Below are 26,495 nucleotides of genomic sequence, written 5' to 3'. Positions count from 1 at the left end.
TGTCTTCTCCGTCCCTGAAAGCCTTTAAAAAAGTTTCATCCCCCGACAGATGAGCCGCGAGTCTCAATTCAATCTGTGAGTAATCCGCAGAAAGCAGTTTTTTTCCCCCTGGAGCTTTGAACGCTTTTCTTATCTCTTTCGCCCTCGGATTCTTAAAAGGGATATTCTGAAGGTTGGGATCGCGGGAGGAAAATCTTCCGGTTGCGGTTGCCCTGAGATCAAATTTGCAGTGCAACCTCCGGTTTTCGTCAGTCAACGAGGGGATCACGTCTATGTACGTAGATAGCATTTTTGAAATAAATCTGTGCTCGAGAATCAGATCGACGATGGGATGCAGAGCTCTGATTTGCTCAAGAGCGTGAGAATCGGTAGAGAGGCCGGTCTTTGTTTTCGAGACGGAAGGAAGCTTTAACTCGTCGAACAAGTAATCCGATAGTTGTTTCGGGGATCTCGGGTTTACTTCCCGACCGGTGATTTTTCTTATGCCTTCCTCGATTTCTTGGAGTTCTTTTGTGAAAGAAAGACTCATTTTTTGTAAGTATTCACAATCAATGTAAACTCCGCGTTTCTCCATTTCCGACACGATGGGTATGAGAGGTTTTTCAATATTTTCATATAAACTGACCAGTTTGAGTCTATCCATCTCTGTTTTCAGAATTTTCCATAATCCCGGAAGAGATAACAACGATTTCTCAAAGCTGGAAATAATTCCAGTGTGCTTTCTGACAATCGAAACACAGTCAAACGGACCGGATTCAGGATCAATTATGTAAGATGCAGTTCCTAAGTCTTCAAATTTATCCGGTATGAAGTTTTCATCTACCATTATTCTTTTTATGTCGTCGCTAACAATAATATTCTTATCTTTTCTTTTTTTTAAAATATTTTTATCATCCGATAGGTCTAATTCTTCTCCAGACCACAATAAAATCCCGTCTCTGTGAGAAGCAGAGATAAATCCCCCTTCAAAATAAAGACTTTTTTCTTCTCTGTCTAAATCTAACTTTTCGTCTCTTTCAAAGCCCAGTTCCCGCGCCATTTTTTTTAAACCCCATTGAATTAAAAAGTCCATAAACTCTTTTGAGACTTTTTTATTTTTCAACGCCTGAATATCCGGGACTTCAAGATCCGATTTGAGCTCGATAAGCTTTTTTGCCCTGTCTATTATGTCTTTGCTGTTTTTGATCGACAAAGCGATCTTTTTGGAGGCGTAAATCTCGGGGTTACGGATAATCTCTTCAAGATCACCTCCTTTTTCGAGCAATTTAGCCGCGGTTTTGGGACCAACCCCGGGCACGCCCGGTATGTTGTCGCTTGTATCTCCTGTCAGAACAAGAAAATCCTTTATCTGTGAAGGCTCAACACCGAATTTGAACTTGACGGTTTTTTCATTCATCACGTTCCAATCTCCTGATTTCCCGGGATATATCAGGCAAATATTTTTTTTTACAAGTTGAGCTAAATCCTTATCTTTCGAAAGTATTAAAATATCTTCCGAAAAAGAATGAACCCTGACCAACGAGGCGATGATGTCGTCGGCTTCAAATTTCTCCATCTTCAGTACAGGGCATCCGAAAAACGGTAGATTCTCGACAAGGGCTTCAACTTGAGCCGCAAGAGGTTCAGGCATCCTCTCCCTGTTGGCTTTGTAACCTTCGTAATAATCGCGTCTGAAAGAAGGTTTTGAACTGTCGAAAACTGCAACCAAATCATGGCCTGGAAAAGATTTTTTGAGAGACAATAACGTTTGAAGAAAACCATAGACAGCTCCGCTTTCCCTTCCGTCCGGAGTTTTAAGGTCCGCCCTTTGAAGGGCAAAATAGCTTCTGTATGCTATTGAAGAGGAATCTATTATAATCACCTATAACAACCCGCGCTTTTTATTAAATCCGCCAATTGTTCGCCCAAATAGGCTTTGTATTCATCGCCTTTCCTTATCCTTTCTCTGATTTCTGTTGAAGAAACATCGATTCTTCTTTTTATAAGCCTGTATTCTTTCAAGTTCAGCAAGTTTTCTTCTTCTTCATCCCCCCTGTTCATGACGATGAATTGGCAGTTTTCTTTTAGTGAGTCCGAATTTTTCCACGTGTCTATAGTTTTTGCCTGATCCATTCCAATCATCAGAAAGTATTCATCCTTTTCTCCTCTTCCCTTTTTTATACTCTGCAAAGAATCAAAGGTGTAATTGGGTTTACTCAAGCTTTCTTCCAAATCGGATACAGTTATGAAGTTGAATTTCTCTGTGATCAACCTGCAGAATTGGATTCTCTGGGCAAAAGGAAGGACTGGTTTTGTTTTATGGCAAGGGGTGTGGTTGACAAGCCATACAACTTCATCTATTCCGAAATCATTGTGAGCGTCCGTGGAAAATATCAGGTGGCCTATGTGAGGGGGGTCGAAACTTCCGCCAAAAATCCCCAGCTTCATTATTCTTCCTGGGAGGAATCACCGGGATACAGGTCAGGGTATGCGCCTTCGGGTATACCGAGTCTTGAGAGGGCTTCTCTCGCCTTAAGGGCGTACTCGCCGTCGTATTTCAAAACTTCAGACAAAAATTTACCCGCGTTTGTGAAATCGCCAATTTCCGCCGCTGCCGTTCCGGCTTCGTAAAGAGCCTCGGGAATATAATCCGAGTTAGAATACATCCTCGCGGCGGTAGCCAAAACGACAAAAGCCGATTCGTGCTTGTTCATTTTCTTGTAAACCTGGGCTTCATAGACGAGTTTCTTCAAAAGAACATTTTCGCATTCTCTGATTCTTTCGGTCGCCTCAGTCACCCTTGGGTCTGAGGGAAACCGTGCCGCGAAAAGTTTGTAGGTCTCAAGAGCGTATCTCGTCTTCAAAAGGTCCCTTTCGAAAGAAGGAGAAGATTCCTCGTAAGATTTAGCCCAATAATACAGAGCGCTTGGAATCAAGCTGTCAGCTCCATATTTTCCGTAAAATACTTTGAAAGTTTCAATCGCATCATCGTATTTTCCGTCTTCGTAATACGACAGTCCAGCCATGTAAAGGGCGTAACTTTTGTTTCTGGTAAAATCAAACCCCATATAGACATAGTTGAAAGCCTGGGCAGCTTCATCGTATTTTCGGTTTTCGAAAAGATCCTGAGCGACTGCCAGTGCGGCTTCCTCGTCCGTATACCTTGCTATGTCAATTCTCTTGGTCGAACATCCAAGAAACGCCAAAATTAAAGCGATGAAAATTATCCTCACGTTTTCTCCTAAATCATTTGTAACATCTTTATTGCTTTTTCTCTCGTTATAGAACTTCTTTCCAATTCCAAAACTCTTTCAAGAAATATTCTACCCTTTTGGTAATTTTCAGAAGCGACATACAAGCTCCCCGCGAGCCAAGCTGCTTCAGCTGAAGTAGAGCCTTGAGTCAGATAAGAAGCTTCCGCAAGATAATTCAATGCTTCTCCCTGTCTTTTCTGCCGAATCAATTCTTTTGACATCTCAACGAGTATATCGGCTTTATCCTGCATTATCTGAATTTTGTCGGCATCAGGTTTTATAATAGCTGAATCCAGCCAAGAAACTGCCACTTCATACATTTTCCTGTTTTTATAAATGTCGCTCAAAGTCATGCACGCGTTAAGAGAATTTTCCTCGAACAAAAGAGATCGCAAAAGGGTGTTCATAGCGTTCGCGGTATCAGCGGACATCAAAAAAGACCTCGTCAACTCCGGCAGTATTTCTTTTCTGACCGCGTTTTGGTCTATGAGGAAAAGTTTTTTTGAAAAATAAATCTCTTCTGAAAATCTCCCCTCGTAAGCCAATTTATCAATTATCTGCTGGTATCTCATCACTACGGTATCTTTGAAATCCATTCTGCTCGAATAGATTTCCTCCAGGACAGCTGAAGAACTCGCGTATTCCCCTCTTTTTATGTCAATGTCCGCCGACAGGACAAGTCCTGCCAATCTTTCGTCATCGCTTAGGTGATCAAATGAAATTGAAGAATCGAGTACAACTTTTGCTCTGTCATAAAATCCGTCGTAATAAAGTTGCCTTGCTCTGTCAAGTCTTTTTGAGGGAGCCCTGACTGAACAAGCCAGTATAGCGAAAAGTATAACGCTAAATATTTTTTTGTTCGAAGAGATTGTCAAGCGTCGGTGCATTTGTTTTTATTTTGCGTTTTATTTGAGGAAAAGCATCGTCAATTTCCACTTTTTTGTATTTTATTTCGCCTGTCTCAATAGCTTTGAGCTGAGCTTCGAGGAATCCTTTGATCTGCGCTTTTATGCTCACCTTATGGGTGTTCAAAGCGGATATCTCGCTGGTTATTTCAACGACCTGCGATCTCGCTTTTTCCATTATTGTTTCCGCCTGCAGTTTGGCGTTCTGAATTATGAGATCCGATTCCTGCTCGGCATTTTTCCTTATCTGCTCCGATGTTTTCTGAGCCGATGTAAGAGTGCTCTGCAAAGTGGACTCCATGCTTTTATAATCATCCAGCCTTTGTTCCAAGCTCCTGAGTTGTTCCTTTATTGACATGTTTTCTCTGTTTAGACCTTCCAACTGGTCGGCGACTATTTCAAGAAAACTTTGAACTTCCTGAACGTCAAAACCTCTGAAAGATTTTTTAAACTCCATTTTCCTTATTTCGAGCGGTGTTATCCCCATTTTTTACCTCTTTCCAAAAATGGTCTCTTCCCATGGCTTGATTTCTTTCGCAGTAAATCCTTTTTTGCGCAGAAGCCGGCAAAAGAAATTTCAGGAACTAAAACCTTTACAAGATTTTCATCTGCGAAAATAACATTCTCGCTCTCGTGAGAGGTTCTTATCACAGGTCGAGAATTTGCCGACCTTTTATTATTTATTACAGCTAAACGCATAATTTGTCAATTTATTGACTTTTCTAATAAACCTTTAATCTCTATATGGATCAAAATTGCAAAAGAACTTACAATCAATTGTTCTGCCTTCTCAAATAAGCGGGTTCAGTTAGTTCATCGGCGTTGTATAAATCTAGTTCATCTTCAATAGGTCGGTTTTTTCTCATTCTCTGTCTCTTGTTGAAAATCTCTTTTTTACGGTTTTCCCTTTCTTCTTCAGTCTCTTCAACTGATTCTTCTGCGTTTTCGAGTATTTCTGAATCAAAAAGCTCGTCCTTTGTGTCTTCAGAATTCCATGCCCATTGATTTTCAGATGTATTTGTTCTTTCGTTTCTGTTCAAAACGAAATCTTCTTTTCTGTTGTCCTTTCTGCCTTTTTTGACGCCTATCCCAGTCGCGATAATCGTGATTTCTATTCTGTTGTCCAAAGTGTTTTCGTATCTGATACCGAACAAAATCTCCTTTTCGCTGTCATCTCCGATTTTTTCCTGAATGAGTTTCATCACATTGTCAATTTCTTCAAGCTTGAGGTCGTCCGGACCTGTTATGTTTACCAAGACACTTGAAGCTTCCGTGATCGATACATTGTCGAGAAGCGGAGAATTGATAGCTTCGTTCGCGGCTTGAATGGACCTGTCTTCTCCGGATCCATAACCTATTCCCATCAAAGCTTTTCCTCCTTTGCCCATGACCCTTTTTATATCGGCAAAATCGAGGTTTATGTGTCCCTGTTTTATTATCAAGTCCGAAACTCCTTTGGTCGCTTTCACCAAAACTCCGTCTACATATTTGAAAGCGTCCTTTGCGGTTATCTGCTTGGAATACAGGGTTCTGATGTTGTCGTTGTGTATCACGAGTATCGTGTCGGAGGTGTTAGAAAGGTCCTTAACTCCATCCGTCGCGACATCATACCTTTTTTTACCCTCCCAGTTGAAAGGCAGAGTGACTACGGAAACAGTCACCGCGCCTGACTGTTTCGCTGCTTTCGCAATAATAGAAGAAGCACCTGTACCTGTCCCCCCTCCCATTCCTGCTGTGATAAAAACCATGTCTATGCCTTTGAAAATCTCTTCGATTTCTCTCATGCTCTCTTCGGCAGCTTTCCTTCCCTTATCAGGGTCAAAACCTGTCCCCAAGCCTCTCGCTGTTTCTTTTCCTATCTGAATTTTCTTTTGGGCTTTTGATTTTATCAGGTCTTGAAGGTCGGTGTTTACGGCTATGATATTAACTCCTTCAATGCCTTCTTCCACCATTGTATTCACTGTATTACCACCGGCCCCACCGACGCCTACCACAACTATTTTAGCCAGCGGAAGCTCTTGAGGAGCCATTTCAAATATTCCCATTTATACCTCCTTCTCGCTATAGCAATTTACCTTGGTAAGATTTAAAAAAAATCGCTCAGCCATTTCTTTAAACCTTTTACAATTTTTTTCTTTTCCATTTCGCCTTGGATCTCAGAATCCTCCTGGTTTGAAATCGAATATTTTATGAGCCCCAGAGCAGTGGCGTATGAAGGTGAAGAAACGGCTTCTACCATACCAAGCAGTTCTTCTCCCGGAACGCCAACTCTGACTGGAAGTTCAAAAATTTCTTCTGCGACTTCGATGATTCCCCTCAAATTGGCAGAACCTCCCGTGAGAACTATACCTGAGGCGAGGTTGTGAGCGTATTCACTTCTCTGGATTTTCCTGAAGGAAAAATCAAGTATCTCTTCGACTCTCGCTTCTACGACTTCCTGAAGTCTTTGAGCCGTGACTTTCCTGTTGGCTCTTCCTGCGACCGCTTGAATTTCAATAACTTCATCCGGGTCAATGTAAGCCGGGTGGGCGGAAGCTTTGTCTCTTTTTACCTTTTCTGCGTAAGCGTAAGAAGTGGCAAGCCCCATAGATATATCCCTTGTTATTGAATCTCCCCCGAGTTTTACCAATCCGATATCCCGCAAGGACCCTCCGTACCAAATAGCTATGTTGGTGACCCCGCCGCCTATGTCCAAAAGCCCAATGCCCTGTTGCCTGTCTTCATCTCCCAGAACAGCGTAAGAAGAAGCAAGGGGCTGTAAAATCATTGATTCCACAGACAGCCCAGCCCCTTCAACTGCTTTTCTTATGTTTCCGAGAGCCAGACTTGAAGCTGTGATTATGTAGATAATCGCCTCAAGCCTCATTCCCATCAAACCCACCGGATCGACAATGTTAGGCTGATTGTCCACGATGAAATCCTGGGTCAGAGTATGGATTATTTCTCTTTCAGCTGGAATTGCTATGCTTTTCGCCGATTCTTTTACCCTTTCGACATCTGCGATCGTAATGCCTTGTTCTTTGCTCGTAATCGAGATCACTCCTTTGCTCGCTATTCCTTTGATGTGCTCTCCTGTGACTCCTATACTGACAGGTCCAGCTTGAATCCCCGCCATTACTTCGGCGTCGTGTATGGCGTTTTTTATAGAAGAAACCGTTTTTTCGAGGTTGATCACAACTCCGTGTCTCATTCCTTCAGACAGTGATTCCCCTACTCCGATGACGTTTATCTTTCCTCTCGAAGCTATCTCTGCTATCACCGCGCAGACTTTGCTCGAACCGAGATCCAGCGCAGTTGATATCATTTTTTTATCCATAAATTATCCCCCATAGCAGTCTTTGTTGTTTCCATAAAAAGATTTTCGGCTTATCAGAAGTTCTCCCGGAGAACTTAAATCATAGCAATACCCTGAATCCCACCATTCTGTTCCATTCAATGTCATTATTATCCTTAAGCAAGTCAGCAAATCTGAATTACCTATATAGACATAAATTCCGTCCTCGGTTATAACCGACAAACCTTTTCTTTCGACGACAACTTCACTCAAGAAAGAGAAATCGACATCACGGGAGCAAATTTCTGCAACTTCTTTTAAAATTCTGTCTTCACCCCTGAGTTTGTTTTCAGTTTGTCCGTATTCAAAAAATGTCTCGGCTTTTAAACAAGCGAATGTTGTATCCATTGGTAAAATATACCCGTCTGAGTCCACTCCTCTGCCCTCGCCAATTGAAATTGTAGGGCGTCTTTCGATGATTTCAATTCTGAGGGTGTTGAAACCATGCTTTATTATTTGAATATCTTCCGCGAAAACTTTCCGGGATAATTCATTTTCAGCTGAACGAATATCTATGAAAAATACGCAATCTCCAAGCGATACACCCGATAGACTGAGAATCTCGTCTGAACTGAATTCCGTGTTACCCTCCACAACGACGTATTTTATTCTGAAGAAATCCAGTTTACCCGCCGCTATTCCGGCAGAAAACAGCGCTCCTACAACTAAAAGCGCTGAGATAAACTTAAAATTCCTTGTTGTTGCCGTTTTCATCGTAAATTTTCAACTCCGGTTCAAGTTTTACAGAAAATCTTTTCATGATATCTTCTTGAATGATTTTCATACAATCGGTGAATTCCGAACTTTTAGCGCCTCTCATAGGTATGAAATAGTTGGCGTGCCTGTCAGAAATTATTATATTGTTGACTACTTTTCCTTTCCACCCAGCTTGCTCAATCAACTTACCGGCAGGAGGGGCTCCATCCGGGTTTTTAAAAATACAACCGGCCGTCCTTGAATTTCTTGGGAATCTTTCATTTCTGAATATTTTGATTTTCTCGATAACGCTTTCGATTTCATACGGATCTTTCCTCCGCAGTTCGAATTCTACTCCGAGTATTATTTCTCTTGGACCATTCCTGTATTTAAAATCTTCTTTCCGCACCTCAAAGTAATCCTTATCCATTGTCTTCACTTTTTTTATGAAATCTCCAATAGCCCCCCATTTTGTACCCGCGTTCATGTAAACAGACCCTCCCACTGTTCCCGGTATTCCATAAAGACATTCAATACCAGACATACCGGCTTCTCTCGATTTCGAGATCACTTCTGAAATTGTGACACCCGCTCCAGCGCGTAGAATGTTGTCTCGAAAATTCAAATTCCGAAAGCTCCCCGAAAATTTCACTATACACCCCCTCAGACCCTCATCGCTGAAAAGTATGTTGCTCCCGGCACCCAATATAATGTATGGTATACTATTTTTATCACAATATGTAACAATTTTATCGAATTTCAGTTCATTATCAACATAACAAAAATAATCCGCTTTTCCTCCTAATTTCAGAGAAGTGAAATCTGCGAGTTCGACTTTTCTAAGGCAGTCAATCATTTGCGTTTTCCTTTAAAACACGGACTATGTTTTCTCTCATTAGATCAGCGTCTCCGGCTCCAAGAAGAGTGATAATTCCAGTCGGATTAAGTTTCCTCAATAGCATCAGCAGTTCGCTCTCAGAAAAGACCATTGTTGAACTCCTGCCCATGGATTTAAGCGCTTCGGCTATCAACCCTGAGTCGACGCCTTCAATCGGATTTTCCCTTGCCGGGTAAACCGGCAAAAGTATTATTTCATCCGCTTCAGAAAGGGATCGTGCAAACTCAAAGAAAAATTCTTTCGTTCTGGAAAACAAGTGGGGCTGAAAAACCGCCGTAATCTTTTTTCCTTCATCTTTAAGGGAATCTATGGCGTTTTTTATTTCCGTTGGGTGGTGTGCGTAATCGCTTATGAACTCACAGCGCTTTGTTTTGATGACAAGTTCCATTCTTCTTTTTACCCCCTGAAAGCTCTCAAGAGATTTAACTGCTTCTTCGATTTTTAGACCCAACATTTCAGACACAGCTAAAACAACGGCAGCGTTTTTAAGATTGTGTTTCCCTTTCATCTTCAAATTTATTTTTTGCCCTTTAAAGAAAGCCGATCCGTCTTTTTCTTCGAAAAGAAAATCGCAATATCCCTTTTTGCCAACTGTCATAAGCCCATCAATTTTCATTTTTGCCAAATTTTCTGTCAGTTTGTCGCATACGTGGACTAAACATTTCTTTGATTTCAAAGCGAATTCCCTGAAAGCTTCCCATACTTCCTGTTCACTTGCGTAATATTTTCCAATATGGTCGGCTTCGATCGAAGTTATGACCCCCAAGCTTGGTTTGAATAGAAGAAAAGTTCTGTCGCTTTCGTCCAATTCGCAAACAGCCCAACCCTCTTTTGACCAGACCAACCCGCTTTCCCATCCGATTGGAGAACCTCCTGCCATTCCGAGAACTCGAATGCCGTTATCGGTTAAAACGTGAACGAGCATAGAAGTCGTCGTAGTCTTGCCGTGAGTTCCAGCGACTCCAATCAATTCTCTGTCCCCGATCTGTTCCTTCAAAGCCTCTCCTCTTGAAATTATTCTTATCTTCATATTCTCGGCGGCTTTCAGTTCCTCGCAAGAAAAGTCTATGGCTCTGGAATAGACGAGTAATTCAATTCCTTCGACATGTTTTATCGAGTGTCCCTTTTCAATTTTTATTCCCTCGTTTTTTAGAATATCTGCGTTTTGATTCAAATTTTTGTCGCAGCCACTGACATTGAAACCTTTTTTTTTCATCATAACAGCAAGAGGCGTCATGCCTGCTCCGCATACCCCCATCAAATGGACGTTTTTAGTCTGCACCGCAAATCTCCCTTGCGATTAACCGAGCTGAATTTTTCATCCGGTGATAGTTTTCTTTTTTGTCCAAGTTTTTCGCCAGAGCTGTTTTGACAGCTTCGTAGAGAACAGGCGCATCGAGTTCGTTTTCCTTCAATACAATAGCCCAACCTAATTTTTCTAACTGACGAGCATTTTCTTCTTGATGACCTCTCGCTATAGGCAAAGGGATCAAGACAGAAAATTTTTTCGCCGTTATCAATTCAGCTACGGTCATCGCTCCCGCGCGCGCCACTACCGTATCGGCGCATGCGTAAGCAGAAGGCATATCTTCAATGTAATTCATGCACAATATCCTTTGCCCGCACTTCTCGAACAAACCCTGTGAAAATTTACCAGATGAAGCAATGATTTTTGCGTTTTCAGGAACTCCGTATTTTTCGCACATTTCAAAAAATGTTTTTTCGATTTTCGCAGAGCCCTGACTCCCGCCAAAAACAAGTATCACCTTATCATTCTTAGAAAATCCGAATTTCTCTCTCGCTTCCTCAAATGGTACTTTGCCTATTCTGGCTCTCACCGGAGTTCCGGTAAAAAGAGTTCTGTGGGTTTTCGGCAGGTGTTCGCGAGTGTCCTCGTATGACAAAAATATTTTTTTGGCTTTTACGCCAAAATATTTAGTCGTCATCCCGGGCTCAACATCCGGTTCGAAAATAAAAAAAGGAAGGGCGCTCAATACGCACGCAGCCAACACTGGAACCGTTGTGAAAGATCCCGTCGCGAAAACAGCAAACGGCTTTTCCCTGGACATAATTTTCAAACTCATAATAGTTCCTGAAATAAACGAAAATAACGCCCGTAATTTTTCAACAAGCGTTTTCCCTGCCCATGGATTACTCTTAATTTTTTCGAACCTGAAACCGCTTGACTTGAGTAATTTTTCGCCTAATCCCCTTTCGCTGCCGAGAAAAACCAACTCACATCTTATTTTCAACTCTTCTGCACAAGCTAAAGCCGGATATATATGCCCTCCAGTCGCGCCGACAGCTATTATCAGTTTACTTCTTCTCAAAGCGCTCTCACCGTTTTTTTGCGCTCAAGTGTCCTTCTTTGATCCGGGCTCACGGCATTTTTAGAGTTGAAAAAAATCAATTCTCTCTTTTTTATCAAATTCTCGTTAAGTTCATGGTTTTTAGAAAGCGCAGAAATGTTCAAAAGTATTCCGATCAAAAACATATTGCTGACCATTGAAGTTCCGCCGTAAGACATGAATGGCAAAACCAACCCTGTCGCAGGAAGCGCTCCAATGCTTATAAAAGCGTGAATAATCGCGAAAAGGAAAATATTGACTGATATGCCAATCGCGAGAAAATAAAGGTACTTGTCTTTGTCTTCAAAAAACACTGCCGTTTTGAAGCCAATTACGAGTATGGCAAAATACAGAGACATCATCAAAATCACGCCTGCCAAACCCATTTCCTCACCGATCGCCGCAGCGATCATATCCCTGTCAATTTCTGGAATGAATGAACCATTTTTCAATTCACCCCTGCAGATTCCCCTGCCGAAAAATCCGCCGTTTGCGTAAGCGAGAATTGAATTTTCTATCTGCTTGTTACCCTGGGAATTCAACTCTCCCTGTCTTATCGATGATATATAGTTGTTTATCCTGACATCTATATGCTTGAATCTGCTGCCTGGCAGTAAATACAGCATTACACCGATGATCAAAACGCTCATTATCAGTACAAAAGAAAATTTTATTGGAACTCTGCCCACAAAAAAGAAAACAAAAACCAGAAGAATAAGCACCAGCGCGGTAGATACATCAGGCTCTACAGCTATCAAAGCAATTATGCCGCCTATCACGACAAGAAGCCCCCAAGACCACTTGACGTTGGTTTCTTTTATCCGCGTGTTTTTTTTCTTTATGTAGTGTGACACGTAAAATATCAGGACTATTTTAGCTATCTCAGAAGGTTGAAAATTGATACTCCCGATTTTAATCCACCTGTGTGCGCCATTTATGTCTTCTCCGAAAAGAATCACACCGAACAGCATAACTGAAGCTACAAAAGCGAAAAAAAGGATCAATACAGTGTTGTCAGTCCTCTTTAAAGGTATGCAAAACGCTATAAAAAGAGCGGCAAAACCGAGCAATATGTTGAATACATGCTTGTAAGGAATTTTCGTGGCTTCGAAACTGAATATTGAAGCTCTTTGATGGGCTGAAAAAACAGTTATCACACTTATACCCAATAAAACCGCGACAATAATCAAAAGACCATAGTTGGCGTTTTTGATTTTATCTCCCAACTTATCTTCATAAAGGAGCATAGTTTTTTCTCACCGAATTTTTAAAGGTTTCACCTCTGTCTTGGAAATCTTTGAACATATCGAAACTCGCCATACCTGGATTGAGAATGACCGTATCTCCCTTGACGGCGATTTTCGACGCTTTAATGACGGCCTCGTCCATGTCTAGAACCTTATCGTGTCCAACATTGAATGTTTTCAGCTTTTCGGACAGTTCATCAGCACTCGAGCCTATCAGTATCACGAATTTAGCCAGATCCCTGCAAGACAAGGCGATGTCGTTTAAATCTGTTTTTTTTTCTTTTCCTCCAACTATTGCAATCGCGCCTTTATACGCTTCAAGTGACTTTCTGAACGCTGTCTCGTTAGTGCACATTGAGTTGTTGATAAACAATACTCCCCCGAACACACCAATTTTCTCAAGCCTGTGAGGGAGACCTTTGAACGTCTTAACAGACTCTATTATCTTTTCGGGTTTAACGCCTATGAAATAAGCCGCGAGACCTGCAGCTAGAACATTTTCGAGGTTGTGTCGCCCTTTCAGCTGCGTTTCGTTTTCTCGTATAGAAAAACGCACGCTCTGATCGGGCTGAAAAATAGCTACATCGCCGTCTATAAACCCCTGTGTTATAGCCCTGTCGTTTCCAAAATAGTATTTCCTGCATTCAGCCCCGATCGTTGTCTCCAGGACGATTTGGTCATCAGAATTTAGTACCGCGAATCCGTTTTTATTCACTCTCTTTACAAGATCAGCCTTGAAAGAAGCGTAGTTTTCAATATCTCCATGCCTGTCGAGATGGTCTCTAGAAACATTCGTCCATATTGCAGCGTCTGTTTCAAATTCCGAAACCAGCTCCATTTGAAAACTGCTGATTTCCGCGCTTACCCACTCGCCTTGTTTTGCTTCAATAGATATTTCTGAAAGAGGCTTTCCGGGAGCGAGGTTTCCGCCCACGTGACATTTCACTCCGCTATTTTCTATCAAATGAGCCGCCAAAGCAGTCGTGGTGCTCTTTCCGTTTGTGCCGGTGACCGAAAGCAAATTTGCCTTCATAAACTTTTTCGCCAATTCAATTTCTGGGATTATTTTCTTTTTCATTTCTTTAAAACTTAAAATGATCTCTGAATCGGTTTTTATACCCGGGCTCGCTACGGCCCAGTCGCAATCAAAGGCTCTCTTTGTGTGCTCGTTTTCCTCAAAATTGACATTCATCGCTCTCAGGTTTCTTTTGACTTCATCGGAAATTGAGTTAGAGTCAGTCACAAAAACATCTATTCCGTTGTGCACAAGGAGCTTTGCGGCCGCTTCCCCACTTCTTCCTCCTCCTATTACTGTCACTCTTTTTTCAGACATAAATCACCTTATCTTTAGAGTGCTTAAACCTATAAGAGCAAACATAACCGCGAGAAGCCAAAACCGAACTACTATTTTGCTTTCCGACCAACCGCACTTTTCAAAATGATGATGAACAGGAGCCATTTTGAAAATTCTTTTTCCTCCCGTCGTTTTGAAATAAGCGACCTGCATAATAACCGACAGAGCTTCTATGACGAATACCCCTCCGACAAACACGAGTAAAATTTCTTGTTTCAACAAAACCGCCATCAATCCGAGAGCTCCTCCCAAAGAAAGAGAGCCCGTATCTCCCATGAAAATCTGAGCCGGATGAGAATTAAACCATAAAAAACCTAAACAAGCTCCGAAAGCCGCAGCTCCGAATATAGTCACTTCAGCCGCAGAAGGATCAAAACCTATATGGAGGTATTGAGAAGCTTTGACATTTCCTACTATGTAAGCGACAACTGAAAACGCGGCAAAAGCTGAAGCCAAGGAACCCGCAGCTAATCCGTCCAAACCGTCGGTTATGTTGACGGCGTTTGATGAGCCGAGAATCACAGTCAAAATCAGCGGAATATAAAACCACCCGAAATCGACGATCAGATTTTTCAGAAACATTGCATTTGTCTGCGTGACCTTAAGCTCGCCTTGAGAAGGAAATCGAAACAAAACAAAACCGACAAAACCTGCGAGAATTATCTGCCCCGCGAGTTTGTATTTTCCCCTCATGCCTTTTTTTCTTTTAATCTTCATCAAGTCGTCGAGAAATCCGAAAACACCTAACCAGACCAGAGAAAACAGAAGGATTATTATATTTCTATTCGTTAGGTCTCCCCAGAACAATACCGAAACTAGTATGGACACTATTATCAATATGCCGCCCATTGAAGGTGTCCCGACTTTTTTTTCATGCCCTTCCGGCGTGTACTCTCTTACGGTCATCCCTGTTTTATATTTTTCCAGTTTCCTGATGACATAGGGTCCTGCCAAAAAAGAAATTAAAAGGGATGTGACAACTGCATAAGCCGATCTGAAAGTTATATAACCCAGTATGTTGAGAAAAGAAAAAGTTTCTTTGAATTGAATAAGCAGTTTAAACACTTTTACCGCCGTTTTTAAGTGCGAGAGCTAATTTATCAAGCTCCATGACTCTGCTGCCCTTTATAAGAATTACATCTCCCTTGTCTATAATTTTTTCCAGAATCGATAAAGCCTCTTTCCAGTTTTGAGCTTCATGACAATTTTTAGAACTTTTTTCATTAAAACCCTGGCATAAGTCTTTAGCGTAGTCTCCCACCGCTATGACTTCGGCAAAACCTTTTTTGGCAGCTTTGGAACCGGCTTCAAAATGGTATCTTGGGCTGTCTTCACCCAATTCTTTCATATCGCCCAAAACGGCTATTTTTTTTCCCGTAAAGTACCGGCTGGTGTAATCCATCACCGCTTCCAACGCTACTGGGCTTGAGTTGTAAGAATCATCTATGATGGTTTTGCCGGAAACCAGGAATAATCCAAACCTGTTTGGCGGCATTACCATTGAAGACAAACCACGGGCGAGCTCAGATATTTCAAGACCTAAAATCTGACCTACCTTGAGTGAAGCCAATCCTGCATAAAGACCGACTTTTGCTGGAACTCTAACAGTGACTCTGTGGTTTTGCACGGTGAAAGAAGTTTCCTCTTTGGAGTATCTTATGTCTTTTACACTCTGATGCTCAATACCGAAATAATGTACAGTCTTTCCCTCAAACTTTTTGAATTTGGAAAGTTCTTTGTCGTCTCCGTTTAAAACCACGAAACCTCCATTTTTCGTCTTCAGCGCGATTTCTAATTTCGCTTTTGTGATATTTTCCATTGAACCGAAGATCTCAAGATGAACAGGCGCTATTTGTGTGACAACAGAAATATCGGGTTGGGCAATCTCGCACAGGTATTCGATGTCTCCAATTTTTCTCGCCGCCATTTCAAGCACAAAAATGTCAGGATCCCGCTCTTTGTTTAAAATAGTGAGAGGCAGCCCTATTTCTGTATTCATATTTCCTTCACTCGATTCGACTTTTAAAGCAGATCCGAGAGCTGATTTGATAGCCTCTTTTGCGGTGGTCTTTCCCAAAGATCCTGTCACACCTACTATCTTTGCTTTAGATCTGGATAACCTGTCAAAGGCCAGCTGTCCCATAGCCTCAACGCAGTTTTTGACAGTCAACGAAGGACCGTTTAACTTCTTTTCGCACATCACCGCCAGAGCACCGTTTTCTAAGGCTTCTTTGAAGTATTTATGCCCGTCAGTTTTTTCCCCTTTAATTGCCACGAATATTTGTCCTTTTCCTACAATTCTCGAATCTGTCGAAAAACCGCTAGCTTTTATCGTAGGTTCAATTCCGTGTAGTTCTGCCCCCGTTACGGAAACTATGCGTTCTAATTCATAATCCATCCATACTCCGCCAGAGTTTTTTTTACTTCTTCTCTGTCATTGAATTCACTTACTTTATTCTGAGTTATTTGATACGTTTCATGCCCTTTGCCGCAGATTACAACGATATCGCCTACACCGGCTTTTTCTACCGCTTTTCTGATCGCCTCTTTTCTGTCTCGAAAAACAAGAGGTTTCTCAGTCATTCCAGCCATGATTTCTCCTATAATCAAATCTGGATTCTCAGACCTTGGGTTGTCGTCGGTGAGAATGACGACATCTGAATATTTCTCGGCGATTTTACCCATTTCAGGTCTTTTAAGCTTATCCCTGTCTCCACCGCAGCCAAAGACAGAAATAATTTTCTTGTGTTCCAAATTTTTCAAGTCAGAAAGCAGATTTTCGAGAGCGTCTGGGGTATGCGCAAAATCGACGAATATGCTGAACGGGGCGCCTGATTTCACCTTCTGTAAACGCCCTGGTATTTCTCGGATTCTTTTCAACCCATTGCTTATCGTCTCCTCATCGATCCCAAATTTCAATGCGCATACGGCGGCTCCCGCGGCGTTAAACATGTTTACGCGAGTTGGAATATGCAGTTCAATTTCAAAATCACAGTCCCTTCCGACTAGACGGAATCGAGAAGAGTCTAGATTTTGAATTTCAGGTATTATTCTGAAGTCTGATTCTTCTTTCGCTGAATAAAAATAAATGCTCTTGTCTGTGGCTTTCGAAATACTGTCTTTGAAAACAATTTCTCCATTGACGCAGGAGAAAGCGTTTTCTTTCATAAGAGTGAATATTTTCAATTTTGCTTTGAAATAGTTCTCCAAACTTCCGTGAAAATCGAGGTGGTCCTGCCCGAAACTTGTGAACAGCACAGAATCAAACAACAAGTTTTTTATCCTGCCCAATTCGAGAGCGTGTGAGGAAACTTCCATTACCACATGACATATTCTCTTCTTTGTCATTTTTCCGAGAAGCCTATAAATTTCTAAAGCGGGTGGTGTTGTGTTGAACGCTTTCTCCGTTTCATTTGAAAAATAGTGTCCGGTGGTGCCAATCATGCCTGTTGACAGTCCGGCTTTTTCGAAAATGGATTTTAGCATGAAAGCCGTAGTGGTTTTGCCGTTTGTACCTGTTATTCCGACGATTTTTAGATTTTTTATTTCATTTTTATATATAAACTGAGCCAAATCCAGAGCGGCATTTTCTGTATTTTTGCATTCAATTACCGGGACTTTTATCATTGCTTGTACTTTCTCTCGCGCCAAAACAGCCGGTGCTCCTTTGGCGACTGCGTCTTTTATCCACTTTAAAGAAGTTTCATCCGTGACCACGAAAATATCCCCTTTTTCCAAAGTTCTCGAATCGGGTCCTATTCCGGTTATACAGGGGTTTTCATTTCTGTATCCGTGAATTTTCAGTTCTGGAAAATTTTCTTTTATTTCATCAATATTTGTCATATCTGTGATCTCGCTGTCTCTATCAGTTTCATGGTACGAATAATATATTCTGTAATTTCTCTGAATACAGGAGCTGCGACATACCCGCCGTAGTAGGCGCCCCTGGGTTCTTCAATTATCACGCATATGACATACTGCGGATCTTCGGCAGGAAAGTATCCTATAAACGAAGATATATAGGCGTCTTCACGGTAACCTCCTGATTCGGAGGCTATCTGTGCCGTGCCGGTTTTGCCGGCAATAGAGACGTCTTCAATTTTTGCGTATTTTCCAGTTCCCCTTTCCACAGCATCCACAAGAAGGGCTGTCAATGTATCGCATACGTCTACTGTCAGTACTCTCCTGAGAGTATCGGTTTTTTTTATCAAAACCACTCTTGAAGGCGAAACTATACTGTCAACTATTTTGGGCCTGAGAAGAAATCCGCCGTTGGCTACAGCCGCATACGCTGCTGTTAGTTGCAGGGGCGTCACAGACAATCCCTGCCCAAAAGAAACTGTTGCCAATTTTACGTCTATCCATTCATTAGGTTTAGGAACATACCCTCTCGCTTCATGAGGAAGATCAATTTCGGTTTTTTCGCCAAAACCAAAAAGAAGAATATATTTGTTAAAAGTCATTGTCCCAGTTTTCCTAGCCACATCTACCATTCCCACGTTGGAAGAATGCACAAAAGCTTCTCTAAAATTCAACGTGTCGTGTATTTCAGCGTCTTTTATCAAGTAATCGCCTATTTGAACCTCGCATTTTCCGTATTCTACAATTTCATCGAGTGAGACAGAATTCTCTGAAAGAGCCGCCGCTGCAGTAATAAGCTTAAATGTCGAACCTGGTTCATATTGCCAGTCCACGGTCATATTCAGATCATTCTCACCCACGGTCACCATGGTTCTGACGGCTCCGGTTTTGGGATCCAAGACAATGACAGTCCCTGATTTTGCCGAATACGTTTCAACAGCCTTTTTCAGAGAATTGTAAGCAGCGTCTTGTATATCCATATCTATGCAGAGGAAAACATCGTCTCCTCTGAATCTGGTGTTTTGGTCTAGTTCTTCCCCGAGATAAAGGTTTCCTCTATGGGTTAGAGACATTATGGCGGTGTCATTTTCTCCCTTTAAAAAATTGTCGAATGTGTATTCAAGACCTGATAGCCCTCTGTTGCTGGGGTCCACGCAACCGGTTAGATTTCCAAAAGAAACGCTTCTCGCGTATCTCCTTATTTGATCGTAGAAAACACCAACTCCAGATATATTTTCTTCTCTCACCCTTCGGCTGACGTCTCCGCTTACGTCTCTTTCGATCCAGGTAAAACCTTTTCTGCCTTCGACGTTTTGAATAATTTCTTCGGAGTTTGAAATTCCTATTCTCTCCAACCTCTGAGCGCAATCATTGATATTGGTAACGCTTTCGGGGTACATGAAAACAGACAAAGATGTGTGTGAATAAGCTATGCATCTGCCTTTTCTGTCAATCAAAGATCCTCTGAGTATTTCTGGCGAGAAACTGTACGCGGTCAAAAGCCTCGCTTGATTTCTAAATGTTTCAGATCTTGCAATTTTGCCAGATTCAAAGAAAAATATACACAATGAAGCGAAAGCAATTATTGTAAGCAGTTGTATTTTAGGATGCTTGTTCCACTTTTTAATCATCTTTCGCGCCTTCGAGGTTTTCAATTTCGAGAAAAAGGCTTTCAGGTTCTTTCAAGAAAAAAAAATCAAGACCCTTGGAAAGATTTTTGGCGTATTCTGTTGAAAAGTAACTATCATCGATGACCGTCTGTATCTTTAATATTTTCTGATGTTCTCTGTCAACCTCCCTTTCCATCGCGAAAGCTTTATTGGCAAGAGACATACCTGCTGATCTCTGATTAAGAGTCAGCAAGAACTCTATAAAAATAAAAAAAAGAACAATGACAAAAATGACGATGATTTTTCTCATCGCCAGAACTCCGCGCATCTCAGAAGAGCGCTGCGCGATTTACTGTTTTTTAATTTTTCTTCCCTTGAAGGTTTGATTGTGCGTTTAAAAACTCTTTTAGCCATGTTGTTGTTTTCCCAATCCAAAACGCACCTTTTCACAAGAGAATCTTCCACCGAGTGGTAGGAAATTATCGCGATCCTGCCTCCCTGGTTGACAAGAGTCGGAATTTTAGCGAGAGTTCCACCGAGTTCTTCGATTTCTTGATTTACAGCTATTCTGAAAGATTGAAAAGACCGTGACAGTCTTTTGGCGGCATCTTTCTTGGAACCATTTTTCCTTACTATGTCCGCCAAATCTTTCGTTGTTTTGATACAATTTTTGTTTTTGAATATCGCCGTCGCAAGATTGTTTATTTCATCTCTTTTACCCGAGACAGAAAGAATGTTTTTTATGTCATCCAAAGATGAATCACTGATTAAATTTTGCAAGTTCAAGGTCTGGCTTTGGTCCATCCTCATGTCCAGAGGCTGTTCTCCTTTATAACTGAACCCTCTGTCAGAGCTCAGCTGCATGCTTGACATTCCAAGGTCTGCTAATATAGCGTCAAATTTGTCACCCCGCTCAATCAAATAGTCAACAGCTTTTGAAAATTTCACGTTGAGAAATTCGCAAATGGAAGAGTATTTTACAAGCCGGTTTTTTGTAAAATCTATCGCATTTTTATCTCTGTCCACACAGACGACACGCGATGGATCAAGGGATCTCAATATCCATTGACTGTGCCCTCCTTGACCAGCGGTCAAGTCGAGAAAACTACCTCCGTAAAACACCGAAAAGACAGCTACAACAAATGAAGCTAGTACAGGTTCGTGAATTTCTGCCTTTTTTTTCTCAACAATGCTCATTTTGTCAAATCCAGATTCCAGTTGTTTCCCGATAAATTCAGAACTTTTAGAAAATAATCGTTTACATTCTTTAATTTCAATTTTTTGCCTTTTGACCTCAATTTTTCCTTAAGTTCCTCAAGAAGGTTTCCGGTTTCAAAATGCATATAATGAAGATTTTTCAAATCGATGACAATTTCATTATCGTCTTCTTGTATCAATTTTTCTAATTTTCGTATCTGGGAAGGTTTGTTGAACGGGTCAAATCCCCCCGAAATATAAAAAACTTTTCTTCTGATCATTTTTCTCATCTCAAATTCCTAAATTCTCAAAAAGGTCTGTGATTTTTTCATCCATGCTTTCAATGACTGGTTTGAAATTTTCATAAGACCAAAGTTCGATTAAATTTCCTCTCCCTACCGACATCAAATCTTTCTTGATTTCAGCAAAAGACAGTAGTTCCGTCGGAATTTTCATTCTCCCTTTACCGTCAATTTCAACAAAATCCCCTGATCCGATAAAATATCTCAATACATTTCTTACGTCCTTTTTGCTCGTTGGAAGTTCAAGAAGTTTTTTTTCAAACGAATCCCAATCTCTGACTGTGTAGAGATTTAGACATCTGTCGAAACCCCTTGTTAAGAACATTCTGTTTTCGTTGAGATCTTTTCGGTATTTAACTGGAAGGAAAAAACGGCCTTTTTCGTCTATCGCGCACCTGTGTGTTCCATAAAAACCCATTATTACCCCTTTTTACCCATTTTAACCCACAAGTTATTTTAATTCCACGTATTGAATTGTCAAGTGATATTTTATGGAAATATAAAGTAATAATATCAATGCATAGATTTTAAAAATGCACAAAATTATTTTTAAAAAACTTTCCTAAAAAGACCTGATATAATATAGTTTGATAGTTCTATGGAAAACTCACCTCTTGCTGATAGAATAAGACCAGATAAATTAGAAGACTTCGTCGGTCAAACACATTTGCTGTCAGAAAATTGTGAATTGAAGTCCTATTTTAGAAACAACAAATTCCCGTCGATGATTTTTTGGGGTCCTCCTGGTTCAGGGAAAACAACTCTCGCGAAAATAATCAAAAAAAATAACCCGAAAATTCCTTTTTACTCCGAAAGCGCAGTTTTGGTAGGCGTTAACAAGATAAGAGAAATTGGCGAATACGGAAAAAAAGGTCTTTTTCCCAAAGTCTTCCTCTTTCTCGACGAGATCCATAGATTTTCAAAGTCACAACAAGATGTTTTGCTTCCTTACGCAGAATCCGGCGTCATAACCTTGATAGGATGCACAACCGAAAATCCGTCTTTTTACGTGACCTCCCCCTTGCTGTCAAGAACAAGGCTTTTTATTTTCAACCCTCTGTCGGAATCAGAAATCTTGAAAATATTGAAAAGAGCTCGGCATATCTCTGGTCAAGAGGGAGTATCAGAAAATGTTCTGCTTCAGATATCTCAATTTTCCGAAGGAGACGCCAGAATAGCCATCAACATTTTCGAATCTTTGATGGACGACAATACAACAGAAGATGAAATTGAAAAAAAGCTCGAAAGAATCCTCTTGTTCGACAAGAGAGGAGATTTTTTCTACGACACGATAAGCGCTTTTCATAAAAGCGTCAGATCGAGCGACCCCCAGGGGGCTCTTTATTATCTCGCAAGGATGATACTCTCTGGAGTAGATCCGCTTTATGTTTTGAGAAGAATGATTAGAATCGCCTCGGAAGATATCGGGATGTCGGATCCAAACGCCCTTGTGGTAGCGGTTCAAGCCCGACAGGCATTTGACTACGTGGGTATGCCTGAAGCGGAACTTGCCATAGTTGAAGCTGCTATTTACCTTTCAACAGCTCCAAAATCGAACTCAGTTTACACGGCTTGGGCAAAGGTAATTTCTGCAGTCAAAAAATCTGGAAACCTCCCGGTTCCGATTCATTTGAGGAACGCCCCGACAAAACTGGCAAAAAGCATGGGACACGGGAAAGAATACAAATACGACCACGATTATCCAAATGCGTTTTCAGGGCAGGAAACTCTTCCCCCTTCCCTGTCAAGTAAAGTATTTTACTCTCCTTCCGAAAGAGGATTCGAAAAAGAAATCAAAAAAAGAATCGCTTTCTGGCAAAAAAAAAGAGGCGGAATAAACGAGAATCTGTGATCACATGTATTTTTTAATTCTGTCTTTGATGTCAGAAAAATCAGGATAAACTTTCATCACCTGAAAATAATGATGCTTTGCTTTTTCATCCTCTCCGCTTTCTTCATAGAGATTACCCAGAAGGTATCTTATCCCAACAAGCTCGTTTTCGTTGAATTCGTCTCTCGCAATTACTTCTTCAAGTTGTTTGATCGCGACAGACTTTTTCTCGAGTTCGAGAAGGCAATTCGCCATCATTTCAACCGATTTAACGTAAGATTTCTTTGATTTCATAGCAATGTTGAATTCTTCCATTGCTTCTTCAATCAAACCCATTTCCTTGAAAGTAATTCCGAGGTCGTAGTGAGCGTCAAAATTTTCTCTCTCAGATGAGCTTATGCTCTGATAGACCTCTTCCTTGAATTCGTCTATGAGGGTGCCTACGTTGTCATTTTGCGGAACTTTTTTATGATGCTCGTATTCAAGCAAGTCGCTTAATTCAATTGATTGATTTTGAGTTTGGGGACCTATAGGTTTCATGACGTCTCTGGATATCACAGCGGGATCCTCTGGAGCGAGTTTTCTCAATTTTTTCATAGTCTCTTCCGCGTCAATGAAAGCTCCTCTGAGCTTTTGACAGTCATAAAGAGAAATATAAGCCAGTAGTGCTTTGCCGGCATTTTCGCTTTTCAAAGCTATTTGAACCATTTTCTGTCTTGGCCGCAATTCAAACGGTCTCAAGTCCACAATCTTTTCGTAAAGCGCCCAAGCTTTGTCGAATTGGTTTTCGTCGTAGTATGCGTCCGCCGCCTGGTAAAGATAATCGACTGCTTCTTCGACTTCTCCCACCGACAGCAGCAATTCAGCCTGTTCTTCAAATTCTTCCCAGGTTGACGTGAGCATCTTGTTTTGAGTTTCCTTGATTTCTCCCGCAGATTTGTTGTCGAGCATTTCTTTTGCAAGTTCTGCAGCCAAGTTACTCCATGAATCCACCCCCCCGTCGAGGAGAGAATCAATTGACAGCGACTGATCAAGAGAAGACATCTCTATTGTGTCTTCTCTTTTCTTCACCTTTTCGTTAACTTCAATCCTCTGTTGAACGTTCTGAACAAAAACCGAATCTGCCGGTTTTACCTCCTTCATCTCTTTTATCAATTCGTCCAAATCGAGACCGGATATCAAATCTTCGGTCTTTTCAGTAATTTCTGCATATTCGCGTTTCTCTTCATCTAAAAATTCAAACAGTTCTTCGTCCGGAGTTTTCGAAACTTCTTTCTGTTTTGAAAGTTTTTTTCCAACACCTGAAGTCTTCTGCGAAGTAGGAGAAGCGGTTTTTTTTGTCTCGAAAATATCTTCAACGGACAATTCCCTGTCGATTTTCAAGTCGCTTATATCGAGTTCAATTTCCGGTTTCGGTTGTTGCTCAGGTCCTCCCAAGCTTATAGTTTCTGAGCCTTCGCCAATTTTTGAAAGACTCGGTAAAGGCGCGAGTTGAGAATCTTCAAGTTTAATTTCAACATAAGAACTCTCGGATTGCTTTCTGTCTTTCTCGGAGACGGGAAAATCCTCGTAATAACTCTGAGTTATGTTTGAAGCGATCTCAGTCTCTTCAGCTCCTTTCTTCTCCGTTTTTTCTTCTGTGATGAATTCTCCCAGCATGAAGCCGAAGTCACCCGTAGGTTCTCCATATTCATCTTTTGTTTCCTTTGGTTTTCCTGAAAAGACAGTGTTAATTTTTGACTTTATCGATGCAATCTTTTTTTCTATATCTTTAGCGGTCTGGATTTCGTTTTCTTTTTCAAAATACGTCTTCATGAACTCAAAATTATCAATTGCTTTTTGAAACTGGCTTTCCTGCTCAAGCAGATTGGAGTATTTCGCCCTTATTTTCATGTTCATAGGGTCGAGTTCAATTATTTTATCAAATGATTTACACGCTTCATGAATATCGTTCTGTTCAAATTTTAAAAATCCATAGGAAGTCAGTTCTTTGATCGCTTCGGCTATCATATTCTGTTTAATGTAGAGTTGCGCTTTGTCCCATCCAAGTTCGTCTTCTTTACCCTTCATCAATCTTGAGAGTCTTGTGTATATTCCGAGAGCTTCCCTGAGCATTTCTGTTTCTTCGTAGAGCTTCGCCGACTTTAAAAAGTGCTCTTTTGCATCATCATTTTTATTGATCCTTTCCAAAAGATCGCCAAGTTGCCGGTGGATTTCAGGGTCTTCGTTCATCTCAAGCAATTTCCGGCATATTACAATAGCTTCGTCGTACCTCTTCTGACGCTTGTAATCCGAGACTTGCTTTAAAAACTTTTTTTCACTTTGAGACAAAGACATTAAAAGGATTCTCCCCCCTTGTCAAAGCCCAACATTTCGGAGATTTCAGCGACGAGACTCTCAGTTATGGGGTTCTGATTTATCAGGGCTCCTTCAAAAAGCAGGTTGTCGCAAAGAGAATTTGTGGTTCTGGGACTACCCTTTGAATATTTGAAAATAAGCGAATATGCGTTCTGTGTAAATATCTGGGGATCGCCCCCTGCTGTTTTCAACCTGTGTTGTATATATTTTACAGTCGAGGGAAAATCCATTGGATTGATTTTTAACCTCATGGCAGTTCTCTGGGCGAGAGATTCGTTTCTTTCCAAGTGTTTCAAAAAATCGGAAGTACCAAAAAGCAGAAAAGTAATAATTCTGCTGTTGCCCTTTTCAAGATTGAGAAACCCTCTGATTTCTTCAAGTTGATCAGGGTTGACCATCTTGTTTGCTTCGTCGATAAGAATTGTTGTATGCTTACCCTCACCATCGAACAAAAGAAGCCTTTTCGTCACAATAGCCAAAGCCTCGGTTTTGTCTTCAGGAATCTCTCTTATGCCGAGAAGACCGGCTATTCTCTTGACGAGCCAACCAGGTTCAAACTCGCTGTGCATCAAAACAAGAAGTCCTGATTGGATGCTTTTATCGTTTCTAAGAAGGTAAAGCAGGTGCCTTGCAATAGTGGTTTTGCCGGCACCGACACTTCCTGTGAGAACTCCGAGTCCTTTTTTCTCTTTCGCGACTCTCAGAAGGCGAGTATGAATTCTGGTGTATTCATTCCCGGGGTAAAAAAATCTAAGATCAGGAATGTTGTTGAAAGGATCTTCTTTAAGACCGTAAAAATCCCTGTAGTGCATATATTCTCCTGTCATTACAAAAAATCAATGTTGCCTTCCGATTCCTCTTCCTGAAGTGTTTTTTCTGCGGTCAAAGGTTCTTTAAAAGAAAACCCCGGAAACCCATCCTCATCGATTTTCTCTTTAACCGCGTTTGAATCTTCTTTTTGAATCGTTTTGTCAGGTTTTACTTCTTCAAAGCTTGTCAAGTTTTTTATTTCAGCTTTATCGTCTTGTAAAACAGCTTTTTTCCCAATATCAAGAGTTTCGTCAATATGCTGAGAAGCTTCGTTCTCCACAGGGCTCATGCCTTTATCAATATAAATATTGCTTTGGTAGCTTTCAGCGGCTTTTTTGAGTCCATCTATGCGCGGCTGAGAAATCAAATTTTCCTCTTTCGTATAAATTCCAAGAGTTGTTTTGGTTTCGTCGGAAGCTTTGCTCTCTGAAAAAAATTCCGTCTTTTCCATTGTCTTCATGATTTCTTTCGTCAGATCGACCACTTCTTGTTCCACGGCAGGAAGCCTGGT

25 protein-coding genes are annotated in these 26,495 nt (G+C 41.1%); 1 reads left to right on the top strand and 24 read right to left on the bottom strand.

Going from position 1 to position 26,495, the window contains the following annotated elements:
- From JXA84_08490 to mraZ, 21 genes are all read right to left on the bottom strand, one after another.
- Positions 1-1,861 (bottom strand): hypothetical protein (locus JXA84_08490; GenBank protein MBN1151239.1); only part of this gene is annotated, 1,861 nt, incomplete at its 3' end.
- Entirely contained in the window at positions 1,858-2,427 is a 570-nt protein-coding gene (nadD, locus tag JXA84_08485; protein MBN1151238.1) for a nicotinate (nicotinamide) nucleotide adenylyltransferase, read from the bottom strand. The genes JXA84_08490 and nadD, both read right to left, overlap by 4 nt.
- On the bottom strand, positions 2,427-3,212 hold the full coding sequence (gene bamD, locus JXA84_08480) for an outer membrane protein assembly factor BamD (GenBank protein MBN1151237.1): 786 nt from the start codon (positions 3,210-3,212) through the stop codon (positions 2,427-2,429). The genes nadD and bamD overlap by 1 nt, the downstream gene beginning before the upstream one ends.
- Positions 3,213-3,220: 8 nt before the next feature.
- Entirely contained in the window at positions 3,221-4,120 is a 900-nt protein-coding gene (locus JXA84_08475) for a hypothetical protein (GenBank protein MBN1151236.1), read from the bottom strand.
- Positions 4,077-4,625: a DivIVA domain-containing protein gene (locus JXA84_08470; GenBank protein MBN1151235.1), complete on the bottom strand. Its 549-nt coding sequence runs from the start codon at positions 4,623-4,625 to the stop codon at positions 4,077-4,079. The genes JXA84_08475 and JXA84_08470 overlap by 44 nt, the downstream gene beginning before the upstream one ends.
- Positions 4,626-4,911: 286 nt before the next feature.
- Entirely contained in the window at positions 4,912-6,183 is a 1,272-nt protein-coding gene (ftsZ, locus tag JXA84_08465; protein ID MBN1151234.1) for a cell division protein FtsZ, read from the bottom strand.
- 41 nt (positions 6,184-6,224) lie between these two features.
- A complete protein-coding gene (gene ftsA / locus JXA84_08460; GenBank protein MBN1151233.1) occupies positions 6,225-7,454 on the bottom strand; it encodes a cell division protein FtsA in 1,230 nt (409 codons plus the stop codon).
- A 3-nt stretch (positions 7,455-7,457) separates the two neighbouring features.
- Positions 7,458-8,186, bottom strand: coding sequence for an FtsQ-type POTRA domain-containing protein (locus JXA84_08455; GenBank protein MBN1151232.1), 729 nt, complete (start codon positions 8,184-8,186; stop codon positions 7,458-7,460).
- On the bottom strand, positions 8,158-9,024 hold the full coding sequence (gene murB, locus JXA84_08450) for a UDP-N-acetylmuramate dehydrogenase (GenBank protein MBN1151231.1): 867 nt from the start codon (positions 9,022-9,024) through the stop codon (positions 8,158-8,160). Before murB ends, JXA84_08455 begins: the two co-directional genes overlap by 29 nt.
- Positions 9,017-10,348, bottom strand: coding sequence for a UDP-N-acetylmuramate--L-alanine ligase (gene murC / locus JXA84_08445; protein ID MBN1151230.1), 1,332 nt, complete (start codon positions 10,346-10,348; stop codon positions 9,017-9,019). The genes murB and murC overlap by 8 nt, the downstream gene beginning before the upstream one ends.
- Positions 10,338-11,396: a UDP-N-acetylglucosamine--N-acetylmuramyl-(pentapeptide) pyrophosphoryl-undecaprenol N-acetylglucosamine transferase gene (locus JXA84_08440; GenBank protein MBN1151229.1), complete on the bottom strand. Its 1,059-nt coding sequence runs from the start codon at positions 11,394-11,396 to the stop codon at positions 10,338-10,340. Before JXA84_08440 ends, murC begins: the two co-directional genes overlap by 11 nt.
- On the bottom strand, positions 11,393-12,661 hold the full coding sequence (locus JXA84_08435) for an FtsW/RodA/SpoVE family cell cycle protein (GenBank protein ID MBN1151228.1): 1,269 nt from the start codon (positions 12,659-12,661) through the stop codon (positions 11,393-11,395). Before JXA84_08435 ends, JXA84_08440 begins: the two co-directional genes overlap by 4 nt.
- Positions 12,648-13,994 (bottom strand): UDP-N-acetylmuramoyl-L-alanine--D-glutamate ligase, encoded by a 1,347-nt coding sequence (gene murD, locus JXA84_08430; GenBank protein MBN1151227.1) that lies wholly within the window; start codon positions 13,992-13,994, stop codon positions 12,648-12,650. The genes JXA84_08435 and murD overlap by 14 nt, the downstream gene beginning before the upstream one ends.
- Before the next feature lie 3 nt (positions 13,995-13,997).
- Positions 13,998-15,080, bottom strand: a complete 1,083-nt coding sequence (locus JXA84_08425; protein MBN1151226.1) for a phospho-N-acetylmuramoyl-pentapeptide-transferase — start codon at positions 15,078-15,080, stop codon at positions 13,998-14,000.
- Positions 15,073-16,413: a UDP-N-acetylmuramoyl-tripeptide--D-alanyl-D-alanine ligase gene (locus JXA84_08420; protein MBN1151225.1), complete on the bottom strand. Its 1,341-nt coding sequence runs from the start codon at positions 16,411-16,413 to the stop codon at positions 15,073-15,075. Before JXA84_08420 ends, JXA84_08425 begins: the two co-directional genes overlap by 8 nt.
- Positions 16,398-17,858, bottom strand: a complete 1,461-nt coding sequence (locus JXA84_08415; GenBank protein MBN1151224.1) for a UDP-N-acetylmuramoyl-L-alanyl-D-glutamate--2,6-diaminopimelate ligase — start codon at positions 17,856-17,858, stop codon at positions 16,398-16,400. Before JXA84_08415 ends, JXA84_08420 begins: the two co-directional genes overlap by 16 nt.
- The gene (locus JXA84_08410) at positions 17,855-19,507 is read right to left on the bottom strand and encodes a penicillin-binding protein 2 (protein ID MBN1151223.1); all 1,653 of its coding nucleotides are present in this window, start codon (positions 19,505-19,507) and stop codon (positions 17,855-17,857) included. The genes JXA84_08415 and JXA84_08410 overlap by 4 nt, the downstream gene beginning before the upstream one ends.
- A complete protein-coding gene (locus tag JXA84_08405; protein ID MBN1151222.1) occupies positions 19,500-19,796 on the bottom strand; it encodes a hypothetical protein in 297 nt (98 codons plus the stop codon). The genes JXA84_08410 and JXA84_08405 overlap by 8 nt, the downstream gene beginning before the upstream one ends.
- Positions 19,793-20,683 (bottom strand): 16S rRNA (cytosine(1402)-N(4))-methyltransferase RsmH, encoded by an 891-nt coding sequence (rsmH, locus tag JXA84_08400; protein ID MBN1151221.1) that lies wholly within the window; start codon positions 20,681-20,683, stop codon positions 19,793-19,795. The genes JXA84_08405 and rsmH overlap by 4 nt, the downstream gene beginning before the upstream one ends.
- Complete coding sequence (locus JXA84_08395) at positions 20,680-20,973, bottom strand: STAS domain-containing protein (GenBank protein MBN1151220.1); 294 nt, start codon at positions 20,971-20,973, stop codon at positions 20,680-20,682. The genes rsmH and JXA84_08395 overlap by 4 nt, the downstream gene beginning before the upstream one ends.
- A 1-nt stretch (position 20,974) precedes the next feature.
- The gene (gene mraZ, locus JXA84_08390; GenBank protein ID MBN1151219.1) at positions 20,975-21,403 is read right to left on the bottom strand and encodes a division/cell wall cluster transcriptional repressor MraZ; all 429 of its coding nucleotides are present in this window, start codon (positions 21,401-21,403) and stop codon (positions 20,975-20,977) included.
- 180 nt (positions 21,404-21,583) lie between these two features.
- On the opposite strand from mraZ, the gene JXA84_08385 reads away from it, so the two are divergent.
- On the top strand, positions 21,584-22,837 hold the full coding sequence (locus JXA84_08385; protein ID MBN1151218.1) for a replication-associated recombination protein A: 1,254 nt from the start codon (positions 21,584-21,586) through the stop codon (positions 22,835-22,837).
- Here JXA84_08385 and JXA84_08380 read toward each other — a convergent pair whose 3' ends face one another.
- From JXA84_08380 to JXA84_08370, 3 genes are all read right to left on the bottom strand, one after another.
- A complete protein-coding gene (locus JXA84_08380) occupies positions 22,838-25,153 on the bottom strand; it encodes a hypothetical protein (GenBank protein ID MBN1151217.1) in 2,316 nt (771 codons plus the stop codon).
- Complete coding sequence (locus tag JXA84_08375) at positions 25,153-25,986, bottom strand: AAA family ATPase (protein MBN1151216.1); 834 nt, start codon at positions 25,984-25,986, stop codon at positions 25,153-25,155. Before JXA84_08375 ends, JXA84_08380 begins: the two co-directional genes overlap by 1 nt.
- A gap of 14 nt (positions 25,987-26,000) precedes the next feature.
- Positions 26,001-26,495 (bottom strand): hypothetical protein (locus JXA84_08370; GenBank protein MBN1151215.1); only part of this gene is annotated, 495 nt, incomplete at its 5' end.

The sequence above is a fragment of the candidate division WOR-3 bacterium genome (assembly GCA_016926475.1).
Taxonomy (GTDB): domain Bacteria; phylum SDB-A; class SDB-A; order SDB-A; family SDB-A; genus JAFGIG01.
Note: the sequence above shows the minus strand (reverse complement) of the source record. Positions and strands in the feature narration are given on the sequence as shown.

Coding starts and splice junctions, on each gene's coding strand:
- JXA84_08375 (MBN1151216.1), bottom strand. CDS start 25,986: ATGCACTACAGGGATTTTTACGGTCTTAAAGAAGATCCTTTCAACAAC.
- JXA84_08410 (MBN1151223.1), bottom strand. CDS start 19,507: ATGATTAAAAAGTGGAACAAGCATCCTAAAATACAACTGCTTACAATA.
- nadD (MBN1151238.1), bottom strand. CDS start 2,427: ATGAAGCTGGGGATTTTTGGCGGAAGTTTCGACCCCCCTCACATAGGC.
- JXA84_08475 (MBN1151236.1), bottom strand. CDS start 4,120: ATGCACCGACGCTTGACAATCTCTTCGAACAAAAAAATATTTAGCGTT.
- JXA84_08415 (MBN1151224.1), bottom strand. CDS start 17,858: ATGACAAATATTGATGAAATAAAAGAAAATTTTCCAGAACTGAAAATT.
- mraZ (MBN1151219.1), bottom strand. CDS start 21,403: ATGGGTTTTTATGGAACACACAGGTGCGCGATAGACGAAAAAGGCCGT.
- murB (MBN1151231.1), bottom strand. CDS start 9,024: ATGATTGACTGCCTTAGAAAAGTCGAACTCGCAGATTTCACTTCTCTG.
- JXA84_08405 (MBN1151222.1), bottom strand. CDS start 19,796: ATGAGAAAAATCATCGTCATTTTTGTCATTGTTCTTTTTTTTATTTTT.
- JXA84_08395 (MBN1151220.1), bottom strand. CDS start 20,973: ATGAGAAAAATGATCAGAAGAAAAGTTTTTTATATTTCGGGGGGATTT.
- JXA84_08435 (MBN1151228.1), bottom strand. CDS start 12,661: ATGCTCCTTTATGAAGATAAGTTGGGAGATAAAATCAAAAACGCCAAC.
- ftsZ (MBN1151234.1), bottom strand. CDS start 6,183: ATGGGAATATTTGAAATGGCTCCTCAAGAGCTTCCGCTGGCTAAAATA.
- JXA84_08470 (MBN1151235.1), bottom strand. CDS start 4,625: ATGGGGATAACACCGCTCGAAATAAGGAAAATGGAGTTTAAAAAATCT.
- rsmH (MBN1151221.1), bottom strand. CDS start 20,683: ATGAGCATTGTTGAGAAAAAAAAGGCAGAAATTCACGAACCTGTACTA.
- ftsA (MBN1151233.1), bottom strand. CDS start 7,454: ATGGATAAAAAAATGATATCAACTGCGCTGGATCTCGGTTCGAGCAAA.
- murD (MBN1151227.1), bottom strand. CDS start 13,994: ATGTCTGAAAAAAGAGTGACAGTAATAGGAGGAGGAAGAAGTGGGGAA.
- JXA84_08385 (MBN1151218.1), top strand. CDS start 21,584: ATGGAAAACTCACCTCTTGCTGATAGAATAAGACCAGATAAATTAGAA.
- JXA84_08380 (MBN1151217.1), bottom strand. CDS start 25,153: ATGTCTTTGTCTCAAAGTGAAAAAAAGTTTTTAAAGCAAGTCTCGGAT.
- JXA84_08455 (MBN1151232.1), bottom strand. CDS start 8,186: ATGAAAACGGCAACAACAAGGAATTTTAAGTTTATCTCAGCGCTTTTA.
- JXA84_08420 (MBN1151225.1), bottom strand. CDS start 16,413: ATGGATTATGAATTAGAACGCATAGTTTCCGTAACGGGGGCAGAACTA.